The sequence below is a fragment of the Streptomyces sp. NPDC032126 genome (assembly GCF_055580085.1).
Map to the genome: position 1 here is coordinate 783,678 of NZ_JBVIMA010000001.1, position 24,845 is coordinate 808,522.

Below are 24,845 nucleotides of genomic sequence, written 5' to 3' on the forward strand. Positions count from 1 at the left end.
CGTGCTCACTTCCTGAGTTCGCGGTAGGCGGCCACGAGGGCGGCGGTGGAGGCGTCGAGGCCGGGGACGTCGGCGCCTTCGGTGAGGGCGGGTTCGACGCGCTTGGCGAGGACCTTGCCGAGTTCCACGCCCCACTGGTCGAAGGAGTCGATGTTCCAGATCGCGCCCTGCACGAACACCTTGTGCTCGTACAGCGCGATCAGCTGGCCGAGGACCGACGGGGTCAGGTCCGGGGCGAGGATCGTGGTGGTCGGGTGGTTGCCCTGGAAGGTGCGGTGCGCGACCTGCTCCTCGGCCACGCCCTCCGCGCGGACCTCGTCGGCGGTCTTGCCGAAGGCGAGCGCCTGGGTCTGGGCGAAGAAGTTGGCCATCAACAGATCGTGCTGCGCGGCGAGTTCACCACTGAGCTCGGCGACGGGCCGGGCGAAGCCGATGAAGTCCGCCGGGATGAGCTTGGTGCCCTGATGGATCAACTGGTAGTACGCGTGCTGCCCGTTGGTACCCGGCGTGCCCCACACGATCGGACCGGTCTGCCACTGCACGGGCCGGCCCTCGCGGTCCACCGACTTGCCGTTGGACTCCATGTCGAGCTGCTGGAGATACGCGGCGAACTTCGACAGATAGTGACTGTAGGGCAGCACCGCATGCGACTGCGCGCCGTGGAAGTTGCCGTACCACACTCCCAGCAGGCCCAGGATCAGCGGGGCGTTGGCCTCGGCCGGGGCGGTGCGGAAGTGCTCGTCGACGAGACGGAAACCGTCGAGCATCTCCCGGAAGCGGTCCGGACCGATCGCGATCATCAACGACAGGCCGATCGCCGAGTCGTAGGAGTAACGGCCCCCCACCCAGTCCCAGAACTCGAACATGTTCTCCGGGTCGATACCGAAGTCCGTGACCTTCTCGGCGTTCGTCGACAGCGCCACGAAGTGCCGCGCCACGGCCTTCTCGTCGCCGCCCAGCCCCTCCAGCAGCCACGAACGCGCCGACGTCGCGTTGGTGATCGTCTCGATCGTCGTGAACGTCTTGGACGCCACGATGAACAGCGTCTCCGCCGGATCCAGATCGCGGGTCGCCTCGTGCAGATCCGCGCCGTCGACGTTGGAGACGAAACGGAACGTCATCTCCCGCGCGGTGTACGCCCGCAGGACCTCGTACGCCATCGCCGGACCCAGATCCGAGCCGCCGATACCGATGTTGACGACATTGCGGATGCGCCTGCCGGTATGGCCCGTCCACTCACCCGAACGCACCCGGTCGGCGAAACCCGCCATCTTGTCGAGGACCGCGTGCACACCCGGCACCACGTTCACCCCGTCGACCTCGATCACCGCCCCGCGCGGCGCCCGCAGCGCGGTGTGCAGCACCGCCCGGTCCTCGGTGATGTTGATCCTCTCACCACGGAACATGGCGTCCCGCAGCCCGAACACATCCGTCGCCGCGGCCAGCTCCCGCAGGAGCGTCAGCGTCTCGTCGGTGACGAGGTGCTTGGAGTAGTCGATGCGCAGATCGCCGACGCGCACGACGTACCGCTCCGCGCGCCCGGGATCGTCGGCGAACAGCTCCCGCAGATGGGCCTGCCAGTGGGCGCGGTGGTCCGCCAGCGCGGTCCACTCCGGCCGGTTCGTCAGTACAGGGGTCTCAGACATGTGCCGGGGTCTCCTCGGTGCCGCGCAGGGCGACGGCGTACATCTCGTCGGCGTCGAGGCGCCTGAGCTCCTCGGCGATGAGTTCGGAGGTGGGGCGCACCTTCAGCGCGAGGGTGCGGGAGGGCTGGCCGGGCAGGGACAGCGTGGCCAGCGGGCCCTCGGGGCGGTCGATGACGATCTCGCCGTCGGCGGTGCCCAGGCGGACGGCGGTGACGACCGGCCCCGCGGTGACGACCCGTTCCACCCGCACGTTCAGGCGCGCCTCCAGCCAGCGGGCCAGCAGTTCGGCGCTGGGGTTCTCCGCCTCGCTCTCGACGGCCGCCGAGGTCACCGTCAGCCGGGCCTGGTCCAGGGCCGCCGCCAGCATCGAACGCCAGGGCGTCAGCCGGGTCCAGGCGAGGTCGGTGTCACCGGGCGCGTACGAGGCGAGCCGCGTCTGCAGGGTCTGCAGCGGCCGCTCGACGGCGTACATGTCGGTGATCCTGCGCTGCGCCAGCGCGCCCAGCGGGTCCTTGGAGGGCACGTCCGGCGCGTCCACCGGCCACCACACGACGACCGGCGCGTCCGGCAGCAGCAGCGGCAGGACGACCGAGTCGGCGTGGTCGGACACCTCGCCGTACAGCCGCAACAGCACCGTCTCGCCGGTGCCGGCGTCCGAGCCGACACGCACCTCGGCGTCGAGGTGGGAGTGGGTGCGGTCGCGCGGGGTGCGGGCGTGCCGCTTGATGACGACCAGGGTGCGCGCGGGGTGTTCGTGCGACGCCTCCTCGGCCGCCTTGATGGCGTCGTAGGCGTTCTCCTCGTCCGTGACGATGACCATCGTCAGGACCATGCCCACGGCGGGCGTGCCCAGGGCGCGGCGGCCCTGCACCAGCGCCTTGTTGATCTTGCTTGCCGTGGTGTCGCTCAGGTCGATCTTCATGGCCTGCGCCAGCTCCGTCCGTCTCGTGCGAGCATCTCGTCGGCTTCCTCGGGTCCCCAGCTGCCCGACGCGTACTGGGCCGGCCTGCCGTGCCGGGCCCAGAACTCCTCGATCGGGTCGAGGATCTTCCAGGACTCTTCCACTTCCTGGTGACGCGGGAACAGGTTGGCGTCGCCGAGCAGCACGTCCAGGATGAGGCGCTCGTACGCCTCCGGGCTGGACTCGGTGAAGGACTCGCCGTAGGCGAAGTCCATCGTGACGTCCCGGATCTCCATCGAGGTGCCCGGCACCTTGGAGCCGAAGCGGACCGTCATGCCCTCGTCGGGCTGGACGCGGATGACGATCGCGTTGGAGCCCAGCTCCTCGGTGGCCGTGGAGTCGAAGGGGGAGTGGGGAGCCCGCTGGAAGACCACCGCGATCTCGGTGACCCGGCGGCCCAGCCGCTTGCCGGTGCGCAGATAGAAGGGGACGCCCGCCCAGCGCCGGTTGTCCACGTTCAGCTTGATCGCCGCGAACGTGTCCGTCGTCGAGGCCGGGTCGATGCCGTCCTCCTGGAGGTAGCCGCGCACCTGCTCGCCGCCCTGCCAGCCGGCCGCATACTGCCCGCGCACGGTGTGCGCGCCCAGGTCCTCCGGCAGCTTCACGGCCTTGAGGACCTTCAGCTTCTCGGTGAGCAGCGAGGCCGCGTCGAAGGAGGCGGGTTCCTCCATCGCGGTGAGGGCCATCAGCTGGAGCAGGTGGTTCTGGATGACGTCACGGGCCGAGCCGATGCCGTCGTAGTAGCCCGCCCGCCCGCCGATGCCGATGTCCTCGGCCATCGTGATCTGCACATGGTCGACGTACGACCGGTTCCAGATCGGCTCGAACATCGTGTTGGCGAAGCGCAGCGCCAGGATGTTCTGGACGGTCTCCTTGCCCAGGTAGTGGTCGATGCGGAAGACCTGCTCCGGGTCGAACACGTCGTGCACGACCGCGTTGAGCTCCTCGGCCGACGCCAGGTCGTGGCCGAACGGCTTCTCGATCACCGCGCGCCGCCAGGAGCCCTCGGGGGCGTTCGCCAGACCGTGCTTCTTCAGCTGCTGGACGACCTTCGGGAAGAACTTCGGCGGTACGGAGAGGTAGAAGGCGTAGTTGCCGCTGGTGCCGCGGGCCGCGTCCAGCTCGTCGACCGTCTGGCGCAGCTGCTTGAACGCCGTGTCGTCGTCGAAGTCGCCGGGGATGAACCGCATGCCCTCGGCGAGCTGCTGCCAGACCTCCTCGCGGAACGGGGTGCGGGCGTGCTCGCGCACCGCGTCATGGACGACCTGCGCGAAGTCCTGGTCCTCCCAGTCGCGGCGGGCGAAGCCGACGAGCGAGAAGCCCGGCGGCAGCAGCCCGCGGTTGGCCAGGTCGTACACGGCCGGCATCAGCTTCTTGCGGGACAGGTCACCGGTGACACCGAAGATCACCAGGCCGGACGGGCCGGCGATCCTCGGCAGGCGCCGGTCGCGCCCGTCCCGGAGCGGATTGGTGAACACGGGGGTGGTCATTCCGCGTCAGCTCCCTTGCTGCCCTTGTTCTCCAGTGACGTCGCGACGGCGTCCAGCAGGTCCTGCCAGGCCGCCTCGAACTTGGCGACGCCCTCGTCCTCCAGTTGTGCGACGACCTCGTCGTAGGAGACGCCGAGCGCCTCCACGGCGGCGAGGTCGGCGCGGGCCCGCGTGTAGCCGCCGGTCACGGTGTCGCCGGTGATCTCGCCGTGGTCGGCGACCGCGTTCAGCGTGGCCTCCGGCATCGTGTTGACGGTGCCGGGGGCGACGAGATCGTCCACATACAGGGTGTCCTTGTATGCGGGATCCTTCACACCGGTGGACGCCCACAGCGGGCGCTGCTTGTTGGCGTGCGCCCCGGCCAGGGCGAGCCAGCGCTCACCGGCGAAGACCTCCTCGTACGCCTCGTAGGCCAGCCGCGCGTTCGCCAGCGCCGCCCTGCCCTTGAGGGCGAGCGCCTCCTGGGTGCCGATCGCCGTCAGACGCTTGTCGATCTCGGAGTCGACACGCGAGACGAAGAAGGAGGCGACGGAGTGGATCGTCGACAGGTCCAGGCCCCTGGCCCGCGCCTTCTCCAGGCCGGCGAGGTAGGCGTCCATGACCTCGCGGTAGCGCTCCAGGGAGAAGATCAGCGTGACATTGACGCTGATGCCGAGGCCCACGACCTCGGTGATGGCCGGAAGGCCGGCCTTGGTCGCCGGGATCTTGATCATCACATTGGGGCGGTCGACGAGCCAGGCCAGCTGCTTGGCCTCGGCGATCGTCGCCTTCGTGTCATGGGCCAGACGGGGGTCGACTTCGATCGACACCCGGCCGTCCACACCCTGCGATGCGCTGTGTACGGAACGCAGAATATCGGCGGCGGCCCGCACATCGGCGGTCGTCATCATCCGTACGGCCTCGTCGACCGTGACACCCCGTACGGCCAGATCGGCGAGCTGCTCCTCGTAGCCGGCGCCGGAGCCTATGGCGGCCTGGAAGATGGAGGGGTTCGTGGTCACGCCGACCACGTGGGTCGTCTCGATCAGTTGGGCGAGGTTGCCGCTCTCGATCCGCTCGCGGGACAGGTCGTCCAGCCAGATGGAAACGCCCTCGTCGGCCAGGCGCTTGAGGTTCCCCGCGGTCGCGGTTGCTTCGGTCACTGTGATCATCTTCTTTCTGGCGATCGGATCAACCGCGGGCGGCGGCGTGGGATTCCCGGGCCTCGGTCAGGGATTCCCGGGCCGCGGCGGCGACGTTCTCGGGGGTGAAGCCGTACTCGGCGAACAGGGTCTGCGCGTCGGCGGAGGCGCCGAAGTGCTCCAGGGAGACGATCCGGCCGGCGTCCCCGACGTAGCGGTACCAGGTCAGCCCGATCCCGGCCTCGACGGCGACCCGCGCCCTCACGGACGGCGGCAGCACGCTTTCGCGGTATGCGCGCGGCTGCTCCTCGAACCACTCCACGGACGGCATCGACACCACGCGTGTGCCGATCCCCTCGGCCTCCAGGAGGTCGCGGGCGGCGACCGCGAGCCGCACCTCGGATCCGGTGGCGACGACGATCACCTCCGGGGTCTCGGTGGAGGACTCGCGCAGCACATAGCCGCCCTTCGCCGCGTCGGGGTTCGGCGCGTACGTCGGCACGCCCTGGCGGGTGAGCGCGAGCCCGTGCGGGGCGGGACGGGTGGCGTGCCTCTTCAGGATCTCGGCCCAGGCCACCGCGGTCTCGTTGGCGTCCGCCGGGCGGACGACGTTCAGCCCCGGAATGGCCCGCAGCGAGGCGAGGTGCTCGACCGGCTGGTGCGTCGGGCCGTCCTCGCCGAGGCCGATGGAGTCGTGCGTCCACACGTAGGTCACCGGCAGCTGCATCAGCGCCGACATACGGACGGCGTTGCGCATGTAGTCGGAGAACACCAGGAAGGTGCCGCCGTAGATACGGGTGTTGCCGTGCAGCGCGATGCCGTTCATCTCCGCGGCCATCGAGAACTCGCGGATGCCGAAGTGGACCGTTCGGCCGTACGGGTCGGCCTCGGGCAGCGGGTTGCCCTCCGGCAGGAACGACGACGTCTTGTCGATGGTGGTGTTGTTCGAGCCGGCCAGGTCGGCGGAGCCGCCCCACAGCTCGGGGATGACGGCGCCCAGCGACTGGAGCACCTTGCCGGAGGCGGCGCGCGTCGCGACGGACTTGCCCTCCTCGAAGACCGGCAGGGCGTCCTCCCAGCCCTCCGGGAGCTGCCCGGCGACGACCCGGTCGAACAGCTTCGCCCGCTCGGGCCGGGCGCCGCGCCACGCGGCGAGCCGCTTGTCCCAGGCGGCGTGCGCCTCGGCGCCCCGGTCGAGGGCCTTGCGGGTGTGGGCGAGGACCTCGTCGGCGACCTCGAAGGTCCGCTCCGGGTCGAAGCCCAGCAGGCGCTTGGTGGCGGCGATCTCGTCCTCGCCGAGCGCCGAGCCGTGGGACGCCTCGGTGTTGCGGGCGTTCGGGGCGGGCCAGGCGATGATCGTGCGCAGCGCGATGATCGAGGGGCGGTCGGTCTCGGCCCGCGCGGCCGTGAGCGCCGCGTACAGGGCCGGTACGTCGACGTCGCCGTCCGGCGTGGGCTCGACGCGCTGGGTGTGCCAGCCGTACGCCTCGTAGCGCTTCAGCACGTCCTCGGAGAACGCCGTCGCGGTGTCGCCCTCGATGGAGATGTGGTTGTCGTCGTAGAGGAAGACCAGGTTGCCGAGCTTCTGGTGGCCGGCGAGGGACGACGCCTCGGCGGAGACGCCCTCCTCCAGGTCGCCGTCGGAGACGATCGCCCAGATGGTGTGGTCGAAGGGGGACTCGCCCCGCGGGGCCTCGGGGTCGAACAGGCCGCGCTCGTAGCGGGCGGCCATCGCCATGCCCACCGCGTTGGCGACACCCTGGCCGAGCGGACCGGTGGTGGTCTCCACGCCGGCCGTGTGCCCGCACTCGGGGTGGCCCGGGGTCTTGGAGCCGTGGGTGCGGAACGCCTTCAGGTCGTCGAGGTCCAGCTCGTACCCGGCGAGGAACAGCTGGGTGTAGAGCGTCAGCGAGGTGTGGCCGGGGGAGAGGACGAAGCGGTCACGGCCGGTCCACTCGGGGTCCGCGGGATCATGCCGCATCACCTTCTGAAAGATCGTGTACGCGGCCGGCGCGAGGCTCATCGCCGTGCCGGGGTGGCCGTTGCCGACCCGCTGGACGGCGTCCGCGGCCAGCAGGCGCGCGGTGTCGACGGCACGCCGGTCGAGTTCGGTCCACTCGAGACGGTCGGGTGTCTGCGTGCTCATCTGATGGCAGTCCCCTTCAAGAGGTCATGAAATAGAGCGTCGTTGCTGGTCAAGCGCCTTCGACTCTAAAAGTCTGACTTTTAAGGGGGAAGGGTGGGGTGTGTCAGTCTGTGGTGAAAGTGGGACACGCCCGCGCATGAACGAAGCGACATGAGCGGGGCGGGTGACAGAAGAGCGGTGCGAGCGGGACATGACGGACAGAAAGCACTCATCGGCGACCGATGAGAACGGCACCGAGATCGGCACCGAGATCAGGACCGAGATCAGGACCTTCCCCTTTCCGGCCGACCTCAGCGTCGGCGGTGTCGGGATGCAGGTCGGCCCGATGGGCACCGAGCGGCGCTGGCACGCCGACGCCCCCCTGGACCGGGTCCACCGCATCGACTTCCACGTCGTGATGCTCTTCGCCGAGGGGCCCGTGCGGCACATGGTCGACTTCACCGAGTACGAGGCGACCGCCGGCGACCTGCTGTGGATCCGCCCCGGCCAGGTGCACCGCTTCTCGCGTGCCTGCGAGTACCGCGGAACCGTGCTCACCATGCAGCCCGGTTTCCTGCCCCGCGCCACCGTCGAGGCCACCGGCCTGTACCGCTACGACCTGCCGCCGCTGCTGCGCCCCGACGCCGCCCAGCTCGCCGCCCTGCGCGGGGCGCTGACGTACCTGCGCCAGGAGTACGAGGACACCGCCACGCTCCCGCTCGGCCTGCGCACGGCGGTGCTGCGGCACGCCCTCACCGCGTTCCTGTTGCGCCTCGCCCATCTCGCGGCCAGCTCGGCGGAGGCCGAACGGCGGGCCGACACCACCTTCACCCTCTTCCGGGACGCGGTGGAGCGGGACTTCGCCGTCAACCACAGCGTCAGCGCCTACGCCGACGCCCTCGGCTACTCCCGCCGCACCCTGGTCCGCGCGGTCCGCGCCGCCACCGGCCTGACCCCGAAGGCGTTCATCGACAAGCGGGTCGTGCTGGAGGCCAAGCGGCTGCTGGCCCACAGCGACCTGCCGATCGGCCGCGTGGGCGCGGCCGTCGGCTTCCCCGACCCGGCGAACTTCTCCAAGTTCTTCCACCAGCACACGGACAGCACCCCGGCGGCGTTCCGCGCGGAACTGCGCTGACCGAGGCCGGGAGCGGGCGCTACGACAGAGGGGGCACGGTCAGGACGTGGCCCGCTCCCGGTCGTCCAGCCAGGGCATCCGTCGTACGAGCGTGTCCCGCATCCGGGTCAACGCCTCGATCCGCTCGGTCAGTTCGGCCACCCGCCGGGCCCCGAGCGCGTAGTTCGCCGCGCAGGACTCGGTGTACGCGAAGACCTCCGGCAGATCGCCGTCGAGGAAGCGGACGAAGGACTTCACGTTCTCCACGGTGAAACCCGAGGCGAGCAGGTCGCGCACATTGCGGACCCGGGTCTCCGCGCCCGCCGCGTACACCCGGTAGCCGGCCGGCGTCCGCTCGGACTCCAGCAGGCCCTGTTCCTCGTAGTAGCGCAGCGCCCGGGTCGTGGTCCCGGTGCGGGCGGCCAGCTCTCCGATCAGCATCACGTCGTCTCCGGGCTCATGGGTACACCGTCCACGGCGTCAACCACTCAGCCGCACCAGGGTCTTCCCGGTGTACGCGCCCCGCACCAGATCGAGCAGCGCGCCCGGCGCGGCGGCCAGGCCGCCCTCCACCACCGTCTCGTCGACGACGATCGCCCCCTCCCTCAGCCAGTCCCGCATCCGTTCCCCGAACTCGGCGGTGCGGTCGAGGTGGTCGAGCAGGGTGAAGCCGCGCAGGGTGAGACGTTTGGCGAGGACCGGCAGCAGATCGCCCGGCCCGGGGTCGGGGCGCCCGCCGCTCTGCCGGTGCAGCGCGCCGCACAGGGCGATCCGGCCGTGCGGGTTCATCACCTCGATCGCCGCCCGCAGTTGGGGACCGCCGACGTTGTCGAAGCAGACGTCGACGCCGTCCGGGGCCGCCTCGCGCAGCCGGTCGACGAGCGGGCCGTCGTGGTGGTCGAAGGCCGCGTCGAAGCCGAGCCGTCCCGTCACATGGGCGACCTTCTCCGGCGAGCCGGCGCTGCCCACCACCCGTCCCGCGCCCAGCAGCCGGGCGATCTGTCCGGCCATGCCGCCGGTGGCCCCGGCCGCGCTGGAGACGAACACCGTGTCGCCGGGCCGCAGTCGCGCCGCCTCCACCAGGCCGACGTAGGCGACGAGTCCGAAGCCCAGATGCAGCGAGGGGGACGGATACGCGGCCCGGTCGACCCGCCGGAAGGCGCCGGCCGGGGCGAGCGCGTACTCGCGCCAGCCCAGCCGGTGCACCACCAGATCGCCCTCGGCCAGGGCCGGGTCGGCGGAGGCGATCACCTCGCCGACCGCGTCCCCGTAGAGCGGCTCGCCCACCTCGTAGCGGGGCATGGGCAGTCCGGGCTCGCCGGAGAGCAGCAGGAGCATGCCCGGGTCCAGGGACATGAACAGATTGCGGACCAGGGCCTGTCCGGACGCCGGATGCGGCACCCGGACCTCGGCGAGCCGGAAGTCGTCGGGCGTGGGCAGGCCGGTCGGGCGGGTGCGCAGGCGGACCTCCAGGCCCGTGACGGCGGAGTTCCTCGGTGGGGTCGTCATGCCGGCGACGGTAGGGGTTGACGTATGCGTGAAGGTCAAACCCCCGGCGCCGCCGGCCCGGTGCGGCGCGTCAGTGGCCGAAGTCGAACCAGTTCACGTTCACGAAGTCAGCCGGCTGGCCGCTGGTGAAGGTGAGGTAGACGTCGTGGGTGCCGGTCACGCCGGTGATGTTCGCCGGGATCGTCCGCCATGACTGCCAGCCGCCCGTGTTGGAGAGGGCGAAGCTTCCGACCGGCGCGTTGCCACGGCTGTCCAGGCGCACCTCGACCAGTCCGCTCACCCCGCCCGCCGCGCCGCTGGCCACCCTTCCGTAGAACTGGGTGGCCGCCGTGGAGCCGAAGTTGACGCCCTTGTAGAGCGCCCAGTCGCCGTTCGCGAGGGAGGCGATGTTCTGGCCGCCGCCGGTGTCGGTGGTGGTCTCGGTGCCCACGCCGGACTGGCTGTCGTACGACTCGGCCTGGATGGCGCTGTAGGCGTCGCGGTTGCCGGTGGGCGGGGGAGTGGTGCCGCCCCCGCCGCCGGTGGACCGCAGGACCTGGACGTAGTCCACGACCATCGGGTGGTCCGGCTGGGTGTCGCCGTCGAGGCCGCCGCCGAACGCGTCGGGGAAGCCGCCGCCCATCGCCACGTTCAGGATGACGAAGAAGCCGTGGTTGGTGGCGTTGGCCCAGGTGGTCGAGTCGACCTGATTGGCCGTCACCGTGTGGTAGTTGACGCCGTCGACGTAGAAGCGAATGGCCTCGGGGCTGACCGAGCGGTCCCACTCCGTGGCGTAGGTGTGGAAGCCGGACTGGCAGGTGCTGTTGGGACACGCGATGTTGTTGCCGATGCCGGACGTCTCGTTGCAGGGGCCGCCGGGGCTGCTGCCGCAGTGCATCGTCGCCCACACCCGGTTCAGGCCCTGGACGTTCTCCATGATGTCCAGCTCGCCCACCGACGGCCAGTTCTGGTAGTTGCCGCGGTAGGGCGCGCCGAGCATCCAGAAGGCCGGCCAGTAGCCCTCGGCGGCGGTGCCGGTGACGTTCGGCATCTGGATCCGGCTCTCGACGCGGAGTTTGCCGCCGGCCGGGGGCTGGAAGTCGGTGCGCACGGTCTCGATGCGGCCGGACGTCCACCTCCCGGAGGCGTCGCGGCGCGGGGTGATGCGCAGATTGCCGCTGCCGTCGAGCGCCACGTTGCTGGTGCTGGTGGTCATGGTCTCGACCTCGCCGGTGCCCCAGTTCGCGGGGCCGCCGGGATACGACGTCCCGGTGTCGTACTGCCAGTTGGCGGTGTTCACGCCGGTGCCCGCCGCGCCGTCGAAGTCGTCGAGGAAGACCTGGGTCCAGCCCGACGGGGGAGTGGGCGCGGAGGCGCTGGCGGGCAGGGTGACGCCCGTCGCGGCGGCGGCCGCGAGGCCCAGGGTGGACAGGACGGCGAGCAGGACCCTTCGCCGTCTCGGGGTGCCGGAGGTGTGCCGTGAGGTGCCGGAGGTGTGCCTCATGCGTGGGGTGCCTCTCGGGTACGGAGGGAGATGCGCGGGTGGCCCCGGGAGCCTCTGGGAGTGCTCGCGGGTGGCCCCGAGAGCCTCTGAGAGCGCTCTCAAGGTGCCGCCAATGTGCTCTCCGCCCCTCCGGCCGTCAAGAGTTAAAGCAAGGAAAGTCCTTGCGGGGCAGGGGAGTTCACTCCGTAAAGGTGACAAAGTCGTAGAAGCGGCGGCCCGCGGCCGACGCACGACGAGTCCCCGCGCCGTGGGGCTCCGGCGCGGGGACGGCGGGGGATCGGGGAGGCTCAGCAGCCTCCGGCCGTCGGGATCCCGGTGAAGCGGCCGTCGAGCCAGGCGACGACCTCGTTCACGGCCGCCGGGTCGGTCAGCAGGTGGTCTCCCACGTAGGGCACGCTGCGCGTGGGGATCCCCGCCGCGCAGTAGGCCCGCCGGGTCGCGTCGGCGGTCGCGGCGGGGATCACCTCGTCGAGCACCCCGCGGTACTGAAGCACCGGGAAACCGATCTCGTAGCGCGCGCCGGAGCCGGGGCGGCCCACGCCGACGCCGAGCTTGTTCGCTTCGACGGCGTCGCCCCAGCTCGTCCCGTCCGGGCCGGTCAGCGCGTACATCTGGTCCAGCGTGAGCCGGTCCTCGGTGTAGTTCTCGATGCGGGCGCCGGCGAACCGGGCAACCGTGCCGATCGCGCACTGCGCCTTCGCGTCCCGGACCGCCGTACGCCCCCGGTCGTTGAGGAGCGAGTCGAAGGGCAGGTCGGGATGGGTGGCGGCCAGTCCGATCACCGCGTCGACCAGGAACCCGGCGAACGTGCCGCCGTCGAGCTGCGCGGCGACCTGCTTCAGATCGGCCGGCGCCGCACCGGACGCCACCCCCACCACGTGCAGTTCGGGGGCGTACGACGCGGCGAGCTGCGCCGCCCACAGGCTGCCGGAGCCGCCCTCCGAGTAACCCCAGATGCCGACCTTCGCGGTCGCGCTCACCCCGGCGCCGGGCACCCGGGAGGCCGCACGGGCGAGGTCGAGCACGGCGTGCCCGGCGTCGGCGCCGGAGACGTACGGATGGACCTGGCCGTCGAGGTACCCGGCGCCGTCCGTGGCGGCGATCGCGTACCCGGCGTCCAGCAGGGCGGCCAGGTTCGGGCCCTCGTAGGCGTCCTGGTAGGCGCCGGCGAGCTGCTTGGAGAAGGCGCACTGCGACCCGATGCCCAGCGTGCCGGGCACGAACGCGACCAGCGGCCGCTCCCCGGGCCCGGTCCAGGGCGTGCGCGGCACGATCACCGTCCCGGCGACGGGGGCCGCCCGGCCGTGGCCGTCCGTGGAGCCGTAGCGCACCTTCCACGCGGAGTACGGCGTGCTGGTGATCACCATGGGCAGGGTGGCGACCGCGCGGCAGTCGGCGATCTCGCCCGGAGCGGGGGTGGCCGTGTCCTGCGGCCGGTAGATGGCGGTGTCGGCGGCGGTGCAGGTGTCCGCCGTGGCGGCGGCCCCGGCGGTGCCGACGGGCACCGCCAGCGCCGCGCCCGCGACGAGGCACACCGTGGCCAGGGCGGCTCTCCCGGACCTGTTCCGCACACTGCGCTTGCTGTGTGACATCACCTCGGAACGTCCCTTCCGTGGGGTGAAAAGGCATCTGCGGTGGAGCAGACCGTGAGGTTACGGAGCCGTAGGTAAGCGCTGATAGTTAAAGGACGACGAACCGGAGCCGGCAGCTTGGTGTTCCTGTGACTAGCCGCCGGCCGGCCGCTGACCAGCCGCCGGAAATCCCTCGCACCGGTGAGGCGGGCGCCGGCCCGGCCCGGGAGACTGGAAGGGCCGCTGCCCGAAGGAGCCGTCGATGCCCGTCCTCCGCACCTGGTACGCCGGCGCGCTCGCCCGGTTGCGCACGGCGAATCCCTACGCCGTCGACGCCGCCCTGGCCGCTCTCGTGCTGTTCGCCGCCTCCCTCCAGTGGATGTTCCCCGACGAGGGGGACGACCGGCTGACCTGGCAGGGCTGGCTGCTGGGCGCCGCCACGGCCCTGCCGCTGGTGTGGCGGCGGCGGGCGCCGTTCGCGACCGCCTGCGCGGTGTCGTTGGCGACGTCCACCCAGGCCGTCTACCACGCGCCGCCGCCCGACGTGATGTACGGCGGCATCGTCGCCCTCTACACCATCGCCGGGCTGGGCAGACCCTGGCAGCGCCGGTTCATGCTGGTGGGCTGGCTGATCGGCGTGTCGGTGACGATGGCCGAGAAGGAGGGCGCGCAGCCCTTCGAGTACGCCTTCCAACTGCTCAGCGTGGTCTGCGCCTACGCGTTCGGGGTGCTCGCCCGGGTGCAGCGCGCCTACACGGCCGAGCTGGAGGACCGGGCGCGGCGCCTTGAGCGGGAGCGGGCGGCGGACACCGCGCGGGCCCGGGCGCAGGAACGGGCCCTGATCGCCCGGGACATGCACGACGTCCTGGCGCACGCGGTCAGCCTGATGGTGGTGCAGGCGGAGGCGGGACCGGTCGTCGTCCGCAGCGATCCGGCGCGCGCGGAGGCCGCGTTCGACGCGATCGCGGGGGCCGGACGGGACGCCATGTCCCAACTGCGCCGCATCCTCGGGGTGCTGAAGGAGGGTCAGGACGGCGAGGCCCGGCGCACGCCCCAGCCCGGTCTCGGCGCGCTCGACGCGCTCGTCCGTCAGGTCGGCGCTTCGGCCGGTCTGCGCGTGGAGTTGAGGGTGCGCGGCGCGCCGATCCCGCTGCCGCCCGACACCGGTGTCGCCGCCTACCGAGTGGTTCAGGAGGCCCTCACGAACACCGTCAAGCACGCGTACGCTTCCAGCGCGGTCGTCGAACTCGACTGGGCGGAGGACGCGTTGACACTGATGGTGACGGACGACGGGCGGGGCCCCGCGAGCGCAACGGGCACCCTAGGTGACCATGGTGACCAGGACGACCAGGACGACCAGGGCGGCGGCGGTGGTGACCACGGCGGGCACGGGCTGATCGGCATCCGGGAACGGGCCGCCGCGTGCGGGGGCAGCGCGTGGGCCGGCCGTGGCCCTCGGGGCGGCTTCCGGGTCGTCGTACGGCTGCCGGCCGCCGCCGACCGGGAGGCGGCACTGGGGTGAGTATCCGGGTGGTCGTCGCCGACGACCAGGAACTGGTGCGCAGCGGTTTCTCGATGATCCTCCAGGCGCAGGGTGACATCGAGGTCGTCGCCGAGGCCGGGGACGGCGCGGAGGCGGTCGCCGCGGTGCGCCGGCACACGCCCGACGTGGCCCTGCTGGACATCCGGATGCCGGTGGTGGACGGGCTCCAGGCGGCGCGCCGGATCTGCGCCGACTCGGGCTGCAAGGTGGTCATGCTGACCACGTTCGACCTCGACGAGTACGTGTACGAGGCGCTGTACGCGGGCGCCAGCGGCTTTCTGCTCAAAGACGTGCGGCGCGACGACCTGGTGCACGCGGTGCGGGTGGTCGCCGCCGGGGACTCGCTGCTCGCGCCGGCCGTGACGCGCCGCCTGGTCGCGGACATCGTGCGCCGCCGCCGCGCGGAGGCCGCCACCGAGGCCGCGCCGCGGCGCCTGGACGTGCTCACGGCGCGCGAGGTGGAGATCCTGCGGATGCTGGCCCGCGGACTGTCCAACGCGGAGATCGCCACGACCCTCTTCGTCAGCGAACACACCGTGAAGACGCATGTCAGCAATGTGCTGGGCAAGCTGGGCCTGCGCGACCGCGTCCAGGCGGTGATCTGCGCGTACGAGACGGGACTGGTCACGCCGGGCGGCGCGGGCCAGGATGGACCACCATGATCGACATAGGACCGCTGCACGCGGAGGACCGCGCCGCCTGGGAAGAACTCGCGCGCGGCTACAAGGAGTTCTACGCCACCGAGGTCTCCGACGAGGGCTACGAACACATGTGGCGACGGCTGCTGGACGACGGCAGCGGGGTGTACGGCGTCGGGGCCCGGGCCGACGGCAGGCTGATCGGCATCGCGCACTACGTGTTCCACGGCACGGTGTGGACAACGGACAGCAGCTGCTACCTCCAGGACCTGTTCGTCGCCGAGGCGGCGCGCGGCCGGGGCGCGGCGCGGGCGCTGATCGAGCGGGTGGCCGACGCGGCCCGGGAACACGGCGCCGAACGCCTCTACTGGACCACCCAGGAGCACAACACCACCGCCCGCGCTCTGTACGACAGTCTGGCGGCCTTCAAGGGGTTCATCCGCTACGACTACCCGCTGACCGGCGACCCCGGGAACCGGGGCTGACGATTCCTCCCCCGTACGAGGGAGGAGGCCCCCCTTCTCCCCCGTACGACGGAGGCCGGGAAACCGCTCCCTCCGGCGATCCGCCACCGGCGCCCCCGCACGAGTCTGAGGGCATGCCGACCCCAGTCTCGCCGGGAGGGACCGTGCTCCCCACCATCGCCCGGGCGGCGACCCGCCGTCCGCTCACCGTCATCTCGCTCTGGACGCTCTTCCTGCTGCTCGGCCTCGGCCTCGGCACGGGTGTCTTCGGGCGCCTGTCCGACAACGTTCCCGAGGTGCCGGGAACGGAGTCGGAGACGGCCGCGCAGTACCTCGACCGCGTCGACCCCACCGGGGAGACGATCACCGCGGTCGTCGAGGGCCTCGCCGTGTCCGAGCCGGGTCCGCGGGCCCGGATCGAGCGGGCCGTGGCCGACGTCCGTACCGTCGCCGGGGTCGCCGCCGTCCCCGACCCGTACACCACCCGCGGCCTGTTGGCCGAGGACGGGCGGGCGCTGGTCGTCCCGGTGACCCTCGACGGCGGTCTGGACGACGCCGCCGAGGAGCGGGCCGTCGACGCGGCCGTCGCCCGGATCAAGCGGATCGAGGCCCCCGAAGTCCATGTCAGCGGCGGCCCGTTGCTGGGCACGCAGATGGGCGAGCGGGCCCAGGAGGACGTACGGAACGCGGAGTTGATCTCCCTGCCGGTCGTCCTCGCCCTGCTGCTCGTCGTGTTCGGCGGGCTGCGCGCGGCCGCCCTGCCCCTGGTGATCGCGGTGGGCGGGATCGCGGGCGCGTTCCTCGCGCTGTTCCTGTTCAGCGAGGTCACCGACATCTCGGTGTACGCGATCCAGGTCACCACCATGCTGGGGCTCGGACTCGCCGTGGACTACGCCCTGTTGATGCTGGTGCGGTTCCGCGAGGAGCGGCGCGCCACCCCGGACGTCGTCGAGGCCGTGTACCGCACGGTCGCCGCCGCCGGCCGCACCGTGCTGTTCTCCGGCCTCACGGTCGCGGTCAGCCTGACCGGGCTGCTGGTCTTCCCCAGCACGTTCCTGCGCAGCATGGGCCTCGCCGTGGCCGCCGTGGTGGTCGTCGACATGCTCGCCGCGATCACCCTGCTGCCGGCCCTGCTCGCCCGGTTCGGCGGCCGGATCGCCCCGGCGAAGGCCCGCCCGTGCGGCGAGGAGGGCCGTGTGTTCGCCCGGCTGGCCCGCTTCGCGGCGCGCCGCAGGGTCGCCGTGCTCGCCGTGGTCGTCCCCGCGCTGCTGCTGCTCGCGCTGCCGGTCACGGGCCTGCGCGTCGACATCGGGGACGCCCGGCAACTCCCGCCGGACACCGAGGCACGGCAGCTCTACGACACGGTGGACGCCCACTTCCCGCCGGGCACAGGCGTCTCACCCGTCACCGTCGTACTGAAGCCCGGCACGGACCCGGGGACCGCCCGTGCCATCCGCGCACTCTCCCCGGCCGCCTCGGCACGCGCGCTGCCCGACGGGACGACGGTCGTCTCCTTGCCCCCGGGCGGCAGCGTGGACGGCGCCGCGGCGACCGCGCTGGTGAGGAAGGTGCGGGAGGTGCGCGGCGACGAGCCGGTCCAGGTCACCGGCGCGGCGGCCCGGCTGGTGGACTTCCGGGCGATGCTGGCCGATCGGGCGCCCTGGGCGGCCCTGACCGTGCTGGCCGGGATCTTCGCGCTGCTGTTCGCGTTCACCGGGTCCGTGCTGATCCCGCTGCGCACCATCGCGACGACGCTGCTCAGCCTGGGCGCGGCGCTCGGCGTGGTGGTCCGGGTGTTCCAGGACGGTCACCTGGCCGGGGCGCTGGGCTCCCAGGGCCTGGGCGCGCTCAGCCTGACGGCCCCGCCCCTGATCGTCGCGATCGCCTTCGGCCTGGCCATGGACTACGAGTTGTTCATCCTGGCCCGGATGCGCGAGGCACGTCTGCGGACCGGCGACGACCAGGAGGCCGTGGTGACCGGGCTGCGCCGCTCGGGCCGCGTGGTGACGTGCGCGGCGCTGCTTCTGGCGGTGGTGTTCGGCGCCTTCATGACGGGTGGCTTCGCCCCGATCCTCCAGATCGGCCTCGGTCTGACGCTGGCGGTGCTCATCGACGCGACGGTCGTCCGGATGCTGCTGGTGCCGGCGACGATGGCGCTGCTGGGGCGCAGGGCCTGGTGGGCCCCGCCGGCGCTGCGGCGGGCGCACGACCGGTTCGGCCCCCGGGAGGAACCGGCACCGCCCGGACCACGGGCCGCTACGAGCGCCTGACCACCCACCGCACGCGACCTCACGGACCGGACGCCGGCGCCGTTCCCCGGTGGTCCTCAGGCCGCCAGCCCAGGGCCCTGGAGATGCCCCGCGCGGCGAGCCGTACCGCCGGGGCGAGCGTCGCGACCTGGGCGTCGGCGGCGCGCACCACCACCGACACGGCGGCGGTCACACCGCCGCCGGGTCCGCGCACCGGGGCGGCCACCGACAGGGCGTCATCGGTGACCTGACGCCTGCTCACCGCCACGCCGGTACGCCGTACGTCGGCGAGCATCCGGCGCAACCGGGCCGGATCGGTGACCGTGTGCTCGGTAAAGGACGCCAACGGCCCGGCGCAGTAAGCCTCTTGGAGCTCGGGGTCGCCGTGGGCGAGGAGCGCCAGGCCGACCCCGGTGACGTGCAGCGGCCACCGCGCCCCCACCCGGATGTGCACGCCGACCGCCGAACGCCCCGAGATCCACTCGGTGTAGACCACCTCGGAGCCGTCCCGGACCGCCAACTGCACGTTCTCGTGGGTGGCTTCGTACAGGTCCTCCAGATACGGCAGCGCGGCCTGGCGCAGCGCCAGGCCGCGCGGGGCGAGGGCGGCGACCTCCCACAGCCGCAGCCCCACGTGGTACATCCCCGACGCGTCCCGCTCCAGGGCGCCCCACGCGGTGAGGGCGCCCACCAGCCGGTGCGCGGTGGTCAGGGTCAGTCCGGCCCGTCGGCCGATCTCGGTCAGCGACAGCGCCGGATGCTCGTGGTCGAACGCGGCGAGCACGGACAGCAGCCGGTCCGGCGCGGAACGGGAGGCCGTCATCCCGCCGCTTCCCTCCCCCCACCTGTCACTGGAGGCCGTCCCCGGCGATCCGCAGCAGCAGCGCGTGCAGCGTCTCCCGTTCGGCCGCGTCCAGCGGGTCCAGCAGGTCGCCGGTCACCCGCAGGCCGGCCTCGTCGGTGTCGCGCAGGAAGGCGCGGCCCGCGTCGGTCAGTACGACGATCCGGCTGCGGCGGTCGTCGGGGGAGGGGCGGCGCTCGGCGAAGCCCTGCCGCTCCAGGTCGTCGACGAGCCCCACGATCGCGCTCGGGTCGTAGCCGAGCCGGGCGGCCAGTTCGCGCTGGAGCGCGCCCTCGCCGGTGGCCAGGAAGCGCAGCACCGCGTAGTGGCGCAGGCGCAGCCCGGACTCCTGGAGGCAGGCGTTGAACAGCTGCCCCGAGCGCAGGCCCAGCCGGTAGAGCAGATAGCCGGTGTCGGCGTGCAGGGCCCGCATCCAGGGCTCGTTCGCGTCGATGGCCGGCGTCTTCGTCGTCTTCATGACCCCAGTCTTCCGCAGCCGCCGGTCCGGAACAACTATTGACGACAACAATTATTGCTCTTAGCTTCGATCTCGTCGCAGAGCATCCCGCGCCCCGACACCGAGGCGCGGCGCATCCCGCGCCCCGCAACCGAAGGGACAGCCGTGCCCACCATCGATCTGACCGGCAAGGTCGCCGTCGTCACCGGCAGCGGCCGGGGCCTCGGCCTCGCCTACGCCCACGCGCTGGCCGCCCACGGCGCGTCCGTGGTCGTCAACGACGTCGACGAGGCGGTGGCCGAGGCGGCCGTGAAATCCATCGCCGAGGCCGGCGGCACCGCCGTCGCCGAGGTCGTCCCGGTCGGCACCGCCGAGGCCGCCGACCGGCTCGTGAACCGCGCGGTCGAGGAGTTCGGCCGCCTCGACGTCCTCGTCACCAACGCCGGCATCCTGCGCGACAAGGTGCTGTGGAAGATGACCGACGACGACTTCGACGCGGTGCTCACCACCCACCTCAGGGGCACCTTCACCTGCGCCCGCGCCGCCGCCGTACGCCTGCGCGAGCAGGGCGAGGGCGGCACGCTGATCCTCGTCGGCTCCCCGGCCGGCCAGCGCGGCAACTTCGGCCAGACCAACTACGCCGCCGCCAAGGCCGGCATCGCCGCCATGGCCCGCACCTGGTCCATGGAACTGGGCCGGGCGGGCATCACCGTCAACGCGATCGTTCCGGTGGCCGCGACCGCGATGACCGAGACCATCCCCGCCTTCGCCCCGTACATCGAGGCGATGAGGAACGGCGAGGCGCTCCCGGACTTCCTGCGCAAGGGCGAGGGCTTCGGCACCCCCGAGGACTGCGCGGCGATCGTCCCCTTCCTCGCCTCCGAGGCCGCCCGGGGCATCACCGGCCAGGCCATCGGCATCGGCGGCGACAAGGTGGCACTCTGGTCGCATCCGCAGGAGATCCGCACGGCCTACGCCGACGGCGGCTGGACCCCCGAGACCCTCGCCGACGTCTTCCCGGCCTCGGTCGGCGCCGAACTCCAGACGGTCGGCATCCCGGCGCCGAAGCTCCCGGAGGCGTGATGGACCTCGACTCCCTGGTGGCCATCGACGTCCACACCCACGCGGAGGTGTCCTCGAAGGGCCACTCCTCCCTGGACGACGACCTGCACAACGCCTCGTCGGCCTACTTCAAGGTCGAGGGCGAGCGGAAGCCGACCCTTGAGGAGACGGCCGCCCACTACCGCGAACGGTCGATGGCCGCCGTGATCTTCACGGTGGACGCCGAGTCCGCGACCGGCACCCCGCCCGTCCCCAACGAGGAGGTCGCCGAGGCCGCCGCCGCCAACGCCGACGTCCTCATCCCCTTCGCCTCCATCGACCCCTTCCGGGGGAAGGCGGGCGTGCGGCAGGCGCGCCGCCTGGTCGAGGAGTACGGGGTCAAGGGCTTCAAGTTCCACCCCAGCATCCAGGGCTTCTTCCCCAACGACCGGGCGGTGGCCTACGACCTCTACGAGGTCATCGAGGAGACCGGCACGATCGCCCTCTTCCACACCGGCCAGACCGGCATCGGCGCCGGAGTCCCGGGCGGCGGCGGGATCCGGTTGAAGTACTCCAACCCGCTCCACGTGGACGACGTGGCCGCCGACTTCCCGCACCTCAAGATCATCCTGGCGCACCCGTCCTTCCCCTGGCAGGACGAGGCCCTGGCCGTCGCCACGCACAAGCCGGGCGTCCACATCGATCTGTCCGGCTGGTCGCCGAAGTACTTCCCGCCGCAGCTCGTGCACTACGCCAACACGCTGCTGAAGGACAAGGTCCTCTTCGGCTCGGACTTCCCCGTCCTCACCCCCGACCGCTGGCTCGCCGACTTCGCGAAGCTGCCGATCAAGGACGAGGTCAGGCCGAAGATCCTCAAGGAGAACGCCGCCCGCCTGCTCGGGCTGACGAAGTCATAAGGGGCCGCAGATGCGCAACGAGGGACTGGGGTCGTGGCCCGCACGCCGGGCCCGCAAGACCCCGCACCGCACCGCCCTGGTCCACGGTGAGCAGTCGACGGACTACCGCACACTGCATACACGCACCACGCGCCTGGCCCACGCCCTGCGCGCCCGGGGTATCCGGCGCGGCGACCGCGTCGCCTACCTCGGCCCCAATCACCCCTCCTACCTGGAGACCCTCTTCGCCGCCGGATCGCTCGGCGCGGTCTTCGTCCCCCTCAACACCCGCCTGGCGGGCCCCGAGATCGCCTATCAGCTCGCCGACTCCGGCGCCAAGGCCCTCATCCACGCCCCCGCCCACTCCGCGGTCGTCGCCGGCCTGCCCGGGCACACCGATGTGCGGACGTACGTCGAGGTCGGCGCCGACTACGAGGAGGCGCTGGCCGGCGCGCCCGACGAACCGATCGACGAACCCGTCGCCCCCGACGACACCTGCATCATCATGTACACCTCCGGCACGACGGGCCGGCCCAAGGGCGCCATGCTCACCCACGGCAACCTCACCTGGAACGCGATCAACGTCCTGATCGACCACGACCTGATCGCCGACGAACGCGCCCTGGTCTCGGCCCCGTTGTTCCACACGGCGGGTCTGAACATGCTGACGCTGCCAGTGCTGCTGAAGGGCGGCACCTGTGTCCTGGTCGAGGCCTTCGACCCCCATGCGACCTTCGACCTGATCGAACAGCACCGGATCACCTTCATGTTCGGCGTCCCGACGATGTTCGAGCAGATCGCCCGCCACCCGCGCTGGCCGGACGCGGACCTGTCCTCCCTCCGCATCCTCACCTGCGGCGGCTCACCGGTCCCCACGTCGATGATCCGCGTCTACCAGGAGCGGGGCCTGACCTTCCTCCAGGGCTACGGCATGACCGAGGCCTCCCCCGGAACCCTGTTCCTGGACGCCGAGCACGCGGTGCGCAAGGCCGGTTCGGCGGGCGTGCCCCACTTCTTCAGCGACGTACGGGTCGTACGACCGGACATGGCACCGGTCGACGTCGGCGAGACCGGCGAGGTCGTCGTCCGCGGTCCGCACGTCATGCCCGGCTACTGGGGGCTCCCCGAGGAGACGGCCGCGTCCTTCACGGACGGCTGGTTCCGCAGCGGGGACGCGGCCCGCGTCGACGAGGACGGCTATGTCTTCATCGTCGACCGCATCAAGGACATGATCATCTCGGGCGGCGAGAACATCTACCCCGCCGAGATCGAGGACCTGCTCCTCACCCACCCGGACATCGTCGAGTGCGCGGTCATCGGCGTACCGGACGACAAATGGGGCGAAGTGCCGCGGGCGGTCGTGGTGCCCCGCGCGGGCGCCGAGCTCGACCCGGACGCGGTGCTGGCGTCCCTGGCCGGCCGCCTGGCCAAGTACAAGATCCCCAAGTCGGTCGTCGTCGCGGACGAGTTGCCGCGCACCGCCTCCGGAAAACTCCTCAAGTCCCGTGTCCGTACCCGGTACGGCAACAGTGAAGGAACCTCATGAGCATCACCGTCAACGGCCTCGACGAACTCAAGAAGCTGGCCGGAAGCGACCTGGGCACCAGCGAGTGGATCGAGGTCACCCAGGAGCGCATCAACACCTTCGCCGACGCCACGGGCGACCACCAGTGGATCCACGTCGACCCGGAGCGTGCGGCCGAGGGCCCCTTCGGCGCCCCGATCGCCCACGGCTACCTGACTCTCTCGCTGTTCATCCCGCTGTTCACCGAGCTGTTGGACGTCCAGGGCGTCACCACGAAGGTCAACTACGGGCTGAACAAGGTGCGTTTCCCCTCCCCGGTGAAGGTCGGCTCCCGCATCCGCCTGGTCGGCAAACTCGCCGATGTCGAGGAGGTGCCCGGCGGTGTCCAGATCACCGTCGACGGCACCATCGAGATCGAGGGCGCCGCCAAGCCGGCCGCGGTACTCCAGAGCCTGTCCCGGTTCTACGCCTGACCGAGGCGGGTCAGGCTCCGGTGACGTCCACGAACACGGGGTTGGAGTAGAACCACGTGTCGGTCCACGGGTCGCCGTCACCGGGCGCGTGCGGGATCGGGCCGTGCGGGTCGACCGCGGCGCCGAGGAAGCCAGCGCCGTGCCGGTTGCCGTCACTGCCGCGCAGCCGGACGTAGAAGGACTCGTCGCCGGCGGTCAGCGGGATCCGCAGGGTGTACGTCCCCGTCCGCCCCGTCACGTCCGACGTGTGGACGACCCGGGTGTCGGGCGCCCGCCAGCCGTCGCGGTCGTCCACCGGGCCGCGCACCGCGCCCCGGACGACGTCCACATGCGCCAACTGGGGCAGGATCCCCTGGGGGTTGGGGCGGGAGGCGCTGGTCACGGTGACGCTCAGGGTGAGCCGCTCACCCTTGCGCACGCGCAGCCGGCCGCCGAGCGTGACACCCCGGCCGAGGTCGCAGTGGCGCTTCAGCCGCACGTCGAGGCCGTCCAGCAGATGGCCGTGGTCGAGCCAGACGCGGCCCGCGCGCAGACCGGCCATCACCGCGCGGTAGCCGAAACGGGTGACGCCGACATGGGTGCGGCTGAACTGGCCGGGCCAGAAGTCGCTGCCGGGCTGCGGGGTGCCGGTGTTCACCGGGTCGGGCAGTCTGCCGGTGGTGTCGAAGGTCTGCCCGGCCGGCCAGTCGCCGTTCCGCCAGGTGTCGAAGACGATCCGGTGGGCGTCGGAGTTGGTGGTGATCGAGAACAGGCGGCCCTCCGCCAGCATCGAGTCCCACAGCCCGCCCACCGTCGCGGTCGCCCAGTCGAAGCCGCCGTACGTGAGGTAGGCGCCCGCCGGATACCCCGCGAAGGAGTTGGCGGACGGCTTGTTCTCGTACTCGCCGCGGATCGACGTCGCGCCGCGCCGGCCGGGGATCGCGGCGCCCTGGGCGCCCGGCGCGCCCTCCATGCCGATCATGATCTCGGGGGCCGCGTCCCGCCAGTCGCGCAGCTCGTGCGGGGAGTCGATGCCGAGCCGCATCGGGTGGTTGGCGAGGACGAGGACGTCATCGACGTAGCCGGTGCGGCGCTGCTCGGCCAGCCACTGGATCGCCTTGACGGCGTGCGCCTCGTTGCGGGCGGTGTTCGGGCTGTCCGGGGCGCCGTCGGTGTAGCCGAGCAGCTTGCCGTCGTAGGCGCTCTCGAACCGGGTGAGCAGGTCGACCTCGTTCGGGCCGGGCGCGGCGAACACCGTGCAGTGCTCGGCGGCCGGGATGTACCACTCCAGGCCCTGGAAGATCAGCCGGCGAGGGTTCTCGGCGCGGGTCCGGAGGATCTCGTCGTGCTCCAGCGGGGCCCCGTAGCGGGCGTGCCCGACGTTGGAGTGCTCGGTGAACACCATCCAGTCGAGCCCGTACCGCCCGCCCGAGGCGGCCAGTTGGGAGAACGTGTACTTGGCGTCGTGGCTGTAGACGCTGTGGATGTGGTGGTCGCCGACGAGGTAGGCAAGCCGGGGGTCCTCACCGCCGTGGCGCGTCGGCGAGGCGGCGGCGGGGGCGGCCGCGGCGGACGTTGCCGCCGAACCCAGTGCGAAGGCCGCGCCGAACAGGCCCGCGCGGCGCAGCAGTCCGCGGCGGGACACTCCCTGCGGGTCGAGGGCGGCGGGCGGGACGGACGGGTCGGCCCAGTCGGGCAGCTGCTGGTCGGTCATGGTGA

Annotated in this window: 21 protein-coding genes; 9 read left to right on the forward strand and 12 right to left on the reverse strand. The window is 71.9% G+C overall.

The window, feature by feature from the left end:
- Window positions 1-5: 5 nt before the first annotated feature.
- From pgi to tkt, 5 genes are read right to left on the reverse strand one after another with little or no spacing between them, the layout of a single operon-like run.
- On the reverse strand, window positions 6-1,646 hold the full coding sequence (gene pgi / locus ACZ5NW_RS03295; RefSeq protein ID WP_468741987.1) for a glucose-6-phosphate isomerase: 1,641 nt from the start codon (window positions 1,644-1,646) through the stop codon (window positions 6-8).
- A complete protein-coding gene (opcA, locus tag ACZ5NW_RS03300; RefSeq protein ID WP_468741988.1) occupies window positions 1,639-2,568 on the reverse strand; it encodes a glucose-6-phosphate dehydrogenase assembly protein OpcA in 930 nt (309 codons plus the stop codon). Before opcA ends, pgi begins: the two co-directional genes overlap by 8 nt.
- Entirely contained in the window at window positions 2,565-4,097 is a 1,533-nt protein-coding gene (gene zwf / locus ACZ5NW_RS03305) for a glucose-6-phosphate dehydrogenase (RefSeq protein WP_468741989.1), read from the reverse strand. The genes opcA and zwf overlap by 4 nt, the downstream gene beginning before the upstream one ends.
- Window positions 4,094-5,248, reverse strand: a complete 1,155-nt coding sequence (gene tal / locus ACZ5NW_RS03310) for a transaldolase (RefSeq protein ID WP_468741990.1) — start codon at window positions 5,246-5,248, stop codon at window positions 4,094-4,096. The genes zwf and tal overlap by 4 nt, the downstream gene beginning before the upstream one ends.
- Before the next feature lie 19 nt (window positions 5,249-5,267).
- Complete coding sequence (tkt, locus tag ACZ5NW_RS03315) at window positions 5,268-7,364, reverse strand: transketolase (protein ID WP_468741991.1); 2,097 nt, start codon at window positions 7,362-7,364, stop codon at window positions 5,268-5,270.
- Window positions 7,365-7,554: 190 nt separating this feature from the next.
- Between tkt and ACZ5NW_RS03320 the strand changes: the two genes are divergently transcribed.
- Entirely contained in the window at window positions 7,555-8,478 is a 924-nt protein-coding gene (locus ACZ5NW_RS03320) for a helix-turn-helix domain-containing protein (protein WP_468741992.1), read from the forward strand.
- Between the two features lie 39 nt (window positions 8,479-8,517).
- Here ACZ5NW_RS03320 and ACZ5NW_RS03325 read toward each other — a convergent pair whose 3' ends face one another.
- The 4 genes from ACZ5NW_RS03325 to ACZ5NW_RS03340 all read right to left on the reverse strand — a co-directional run bounded on the left by ACZ5NW_RS03325 (window position 8,518) and on the right by ACZ5NW_RS03340 (window position 13,041).
- On the reverse strand, window positions 8,518-8,898 hold the full coding sequence (locus ACZ5NW_RS03325; protein WP_468741993.1) for a MerR family transcriptional regulator: 381 nt from the start codon (window positions 8,896-8,898) through the stop codon (window positions 8,518-8,520).
- Between the two features lie 39 nt (window positions 8,899-8,937).
- Window positions 8,938-9,966, reverse strand: a complete 1,029-nt coding sequence (locus ACZ5NW_RS03330) for an NADP-dependent oxidoreductase (RefSeq protein WP_468741994.1) — start codon at window positions 9,964-9,966, stop codon at window positions 8,938-8,940.
- A 70-nt stretch (window positions 9,967-10,036) separates the two neighbouring features.
- Entirely contained in the window at window positions 10,037-11,449 is a 1,413-nt protein-coding gene (locus tag ACZ5NW_RS03335; RefSeq protein ID WP_468741995.1) for a glycoside hydrolase family 16 protein, read from the reverse strand.
- A gap of 287 nt (window positions 11,450-11,736) precedes the next feature.
- Window positions 11,737-13,041, reverse strand: a complete 1,305-nt coding sequence (locus ACZ5NW_RS03340) for a lipase family protein (protein ID WP_468741996.1) — start codon at window positions 13,039-13,041, stop codon at window positions 11,737-11,739.
- 241 nt (window positions 13,042-13,282) lie between these two features.
- On the opposite strand from ACZ5NW_RS03340, the gene ACZ5NW_RS03345 reads away from it, so the two are divergent.
- From ACZ5NW_RS03345 to ACZ5NW_RS03360, 4 genes are all read left to right on the forward strand, one after another.
- Window positions 13,283-14,542, forward strand: a complete 1,260-nt coding sequence (locus ACZ5NW_RS03345) for a sensor histidine kinase (RefSeq protein WP_468741997.1) — start codon at window positions 13,283-13,285, stop codon at window positions 14,540-14,542.
- Entirely contained in the window at window positions 14,539-15,225 is a 687-nt protein-coding gene (locus tag ACZ5NW_RS03350; RefSeq protein WP_468741998.1) for a response regulator transcription factor, read from the forward strand. The genes ACZ5NW_RS03345 and ACZ5NW_RS03350 overlap by 4 nt, the downstream gene beginning before the upstream one ends.
- A complete protein-coding gene (locus tag ACZ5NW_RS03355) occupies window positions 15,222-15,686 on the forward strand; it encodes a GNAT family N-acetyltransferase (RefSeq protein ID WP_468741999.1) in 465 nt (154 codons plus the stop codon). Before ACZ5NW_RS03350 ends, ACZ5NW_RS03355 begins: the two co-directional genes overlap by 4 nt.
- A gap of 143 nt (window positions 15,687-15,829) precedes the next feature.
- Window positions 15,830-17,935: an MMPL family transporter gene (locus ACZ5NW_RS03360; RefSeq protein WP_468742000.1), complete on the forward strand. Its 2,106-nt coding sequence runs from the start codon at window positions 15,830-15,832 to the stop codon at window positions 17,933-17,935.
- A 19-nt stretch (window positions 17,936-17,954) separates the two neighbouring features.
- Here the strand turns inward: ACZ5NW_RS03360 and ACZ5NW_RS03365 are convergent, their stop codons facing one another.
- On the reverse strand, window positions 17,955-18,737 hold the full coding sequence (locus tag ACZ5NW_RS03365; RefSeq protein WP_468742001.1) for an IclR family transcriptional regulator: 783 nt from the start codon (window positions 18,735-18,737) through the stop codon (window positions 17,955-17,957).
- 25 nt (window positions 18,738-18,762) lie between these two features.
- Window positions 18,763-19,233, reverse strand: coding sequence for a MarR family winged helix-turn-helix transcriptional regulator (locus ACZ5NW_RS03370; RefSeq protein ID WP_468742002.1), 471 nt, complete (start codon window positions 19,231-19,233; stop codon window positions 18,763-18,765).
- A 144-nt stretch (window positions 19,234-19,377) separates the two neighbouring features.
- Here ACZ5NW_RS03370 and ACZ5NW_RS03375 point away from each other — a divergent pair, with 144 nt between their 5' ends.
- From ACZ5NW_RS03375 to ACZ5NW_RS03390, 4 genes are read left to right on the forward strand one after another with little or no spacing between them, the layout of a single operon-like run.
- Window positions 19,378-20,295 carry an SDR family NAD(P)-dependent oxidoreductase gene (locus ACZ5NW_RS03375; RefSeq protein WP_468742003.1) on the forward strand — a complete coding sequence of 306 codons (918 nt, stop codon included), beginning with the start codon at window positions 19,378-19,380 and terminating at the stop codon, window positions 20,293-20,295.
- Window positions 20,295-21,170 carry an amidohydrolase family protein gene (locus ACZ5NW_RS03380; protein WP_468742004.1) on the forward strand — a complete coding sequence of 292 codons (876 nt, stop codon included), beginning with the start codon at window positions 20,295-20,297 and terminating at the stop codon, window positions 21,168-21,170. The genes ACZ5NW_RS03375 and ACZ5NW_RS03380 overlap by 1 nt, the downstream gene beginning before the upstream one ends.
- Before the next feature lie 10 nt (window positions 21,171-21,180).
- A complete protein-coding gene (locus ACZ5NW_RS03385; RefSeq protein WP_468742005.1) occupies window positions 21,181-22,695 on the forward strand; it encodes an acyl-CoA synthetase in 1,515 nt (504 codons plus the stop codon).
- Entirely contained in the window at window positions 22,692-23,147 is a 456-nt protein-coding gene (locus ACZ5NW_RS03390; protein WP_468742006.1) for a MaoC family dehydratase, read from the forward strand. The genes ACZ5NW_RS03385 and ACZ5NW_RS03390 overlap by 4 nt, the downstream gene beginning before the upstream one ends.
- A gap of 10 nt (window positions 23,148-23,157) precedes the next feature.
- On the opposite strand, the gene ACZ5NW_RS03395 is transcribed toward ACZ5NW_RS03390, so the two are convergent.
- Complete coding sequence (locus ACZ5NW_RS03395) at window positions 23,158-24,840, reverse strand: histidinol-phosphatase (RefSeq protein ID WP_468742007.1); 1,683 nt, start codon at window positions 24,838-24,840, stop codon at window positions 23,158-23,160.
- Between the last annotated feature and the right edge of the window lie 5 nt (window positions 24,841-24,845).

What these genes read in the sequence shown, in the direction of transcription:
- ACZ5NW_RS03325 (WP_468741993.1), bottom strand. Translation starts at nt 8,898, where the DNA reads ATGCTGATCGGAGAGCTGGCCGCCCGCACCGGGACCACGACCCGGGCG.
- tal (WP_468741990.1), bottom strand. Translation starts at nt 5,248, where the DNA reads ATGATCACAGTGACCGAAGCAACCGCGACCGCGGGGAACCTCAAGCGC.
- ACZ5NW_RS03390 (WP_468742006.1), top strand. Translation starts at nt 22,692, where the DNA reads ATGAGCATCACCGTCAACGGCCTCGACGAACTCAAGAAGCTGGCCGGA.
- ACZ5NW_RS03340 (WP_468741996.1), bottom strand. Translation starts at nt 13,041, where the DNA reads ATGTCACACAGCAAGCGCAGTGTGCGGAACAGGTCCGGGAGAGCCGCC.
- ACZ5NW_RS03380 (WP_468742004.1), top strand. Translation starts at nt 20,295, where the DNA reads ATGGACCTCGACTCCCTGGTGGCCATCGACGTCCACACCCACGCGGAG.
- ACZ5NW_RS03320 (WP_468741992.1), top strand. Translation starts at nt 7,555, where the DNA reads ATGACGGACAGAAAGCACTCATCGGCGACCGATGAGAACGGCACCGAG.
- ACZ5NW_RS03365 (WP_468742001.1), bottom strand. Translation starts at nt 18,737, where the DNA reads ATGACGGCCTCCCGTTCCGCGCCGGACCGGCTGCTGTCCGTGCTCGCC.
- ACZ5NW_RS03355 (WP_468741999.1), top strand. Translation starts at nt 15,222, where the DNA reads ATGATCGACATAGGACCGCTGCACGCGGAGGACCGCGCCGCCTGGGAA.
- ACZ5NW_RS03345 (WP_468741997.1), top strand. Translation starts at nt 13,283, where the DNA reads ATGCCCGTCCTCCGCACCTGGTACGCCGGCGCGCTCGCCCGGTTGCGC.
- ACZ5NW_RS03395 (WP_468742007.1), bottom strand. Translation starts at nt 24,840, where the DNA reads ATGACCGACCAGCAGCTGCCCGACTGGGCCGACCCGTCCGTCCCGCCC.
- opcA (WP_468741988.1), bottom strand. Translation starts at nt 2,568, where the DNA reads ATGAAGATCGACCTGAGCGACACCACGGCAAGCAAGATCAACAAGGCG.
- ACZ5NW_RS03330 (WP_468741994.1), bottom strand. Translation starts at nt 9,966, where the DNA reads ATGACGACCCCACCGAGGAACTCCGCCGTCACGGGCCTGGAGGTCCGC.
- tkt (WP_468741991.1), bottom strand. Translation starts at nt 7,364, where the DNA reads ATGAGCACGCAGACACCCGACCGTCTCGAGTGGACCGAACTCGACCGG.
- ACZ5NW_RS03370 (WP_468742002.1), bottom strand. Translation starts at nt 19,233, where the DNA reads ATGAAGACGACGAAGACGCCGGCCATCGACGCGAACGAGCCCTGGATG.
- ACZ5NW_RS03335 (WP_468741995.1), bottom strand. Translation starts at nt 11,449, where the DNA reads ATGAGGCACACCTCCGGCACCTCACGGCACACCTCCGGCACCCCGAGA.
- pgi (WP_468741987.1), bottom strand. Translation starts at nt 1,646, where the DNA reads ATGTCTGAGACCCCTGTACTGACGAACCGGCCGGAGTGGACCGCGCTG.
- zwf (WP_468741989.1), bottom strand. Translation starts at nt 4,097, where the DNA reads ATGACCACCCCCGTGTTCACCAATCCGCTCCGGGACGGGCGCGACCGG.
- ACZ5NW_RS03385 (WP_468742005.1), top strand. Translation starts at nt 21,181, where the DNA reads ATGCGCAACGAGGGACTGGGGTCGTGGCCCGCACGCCGGGCCCGCAAG.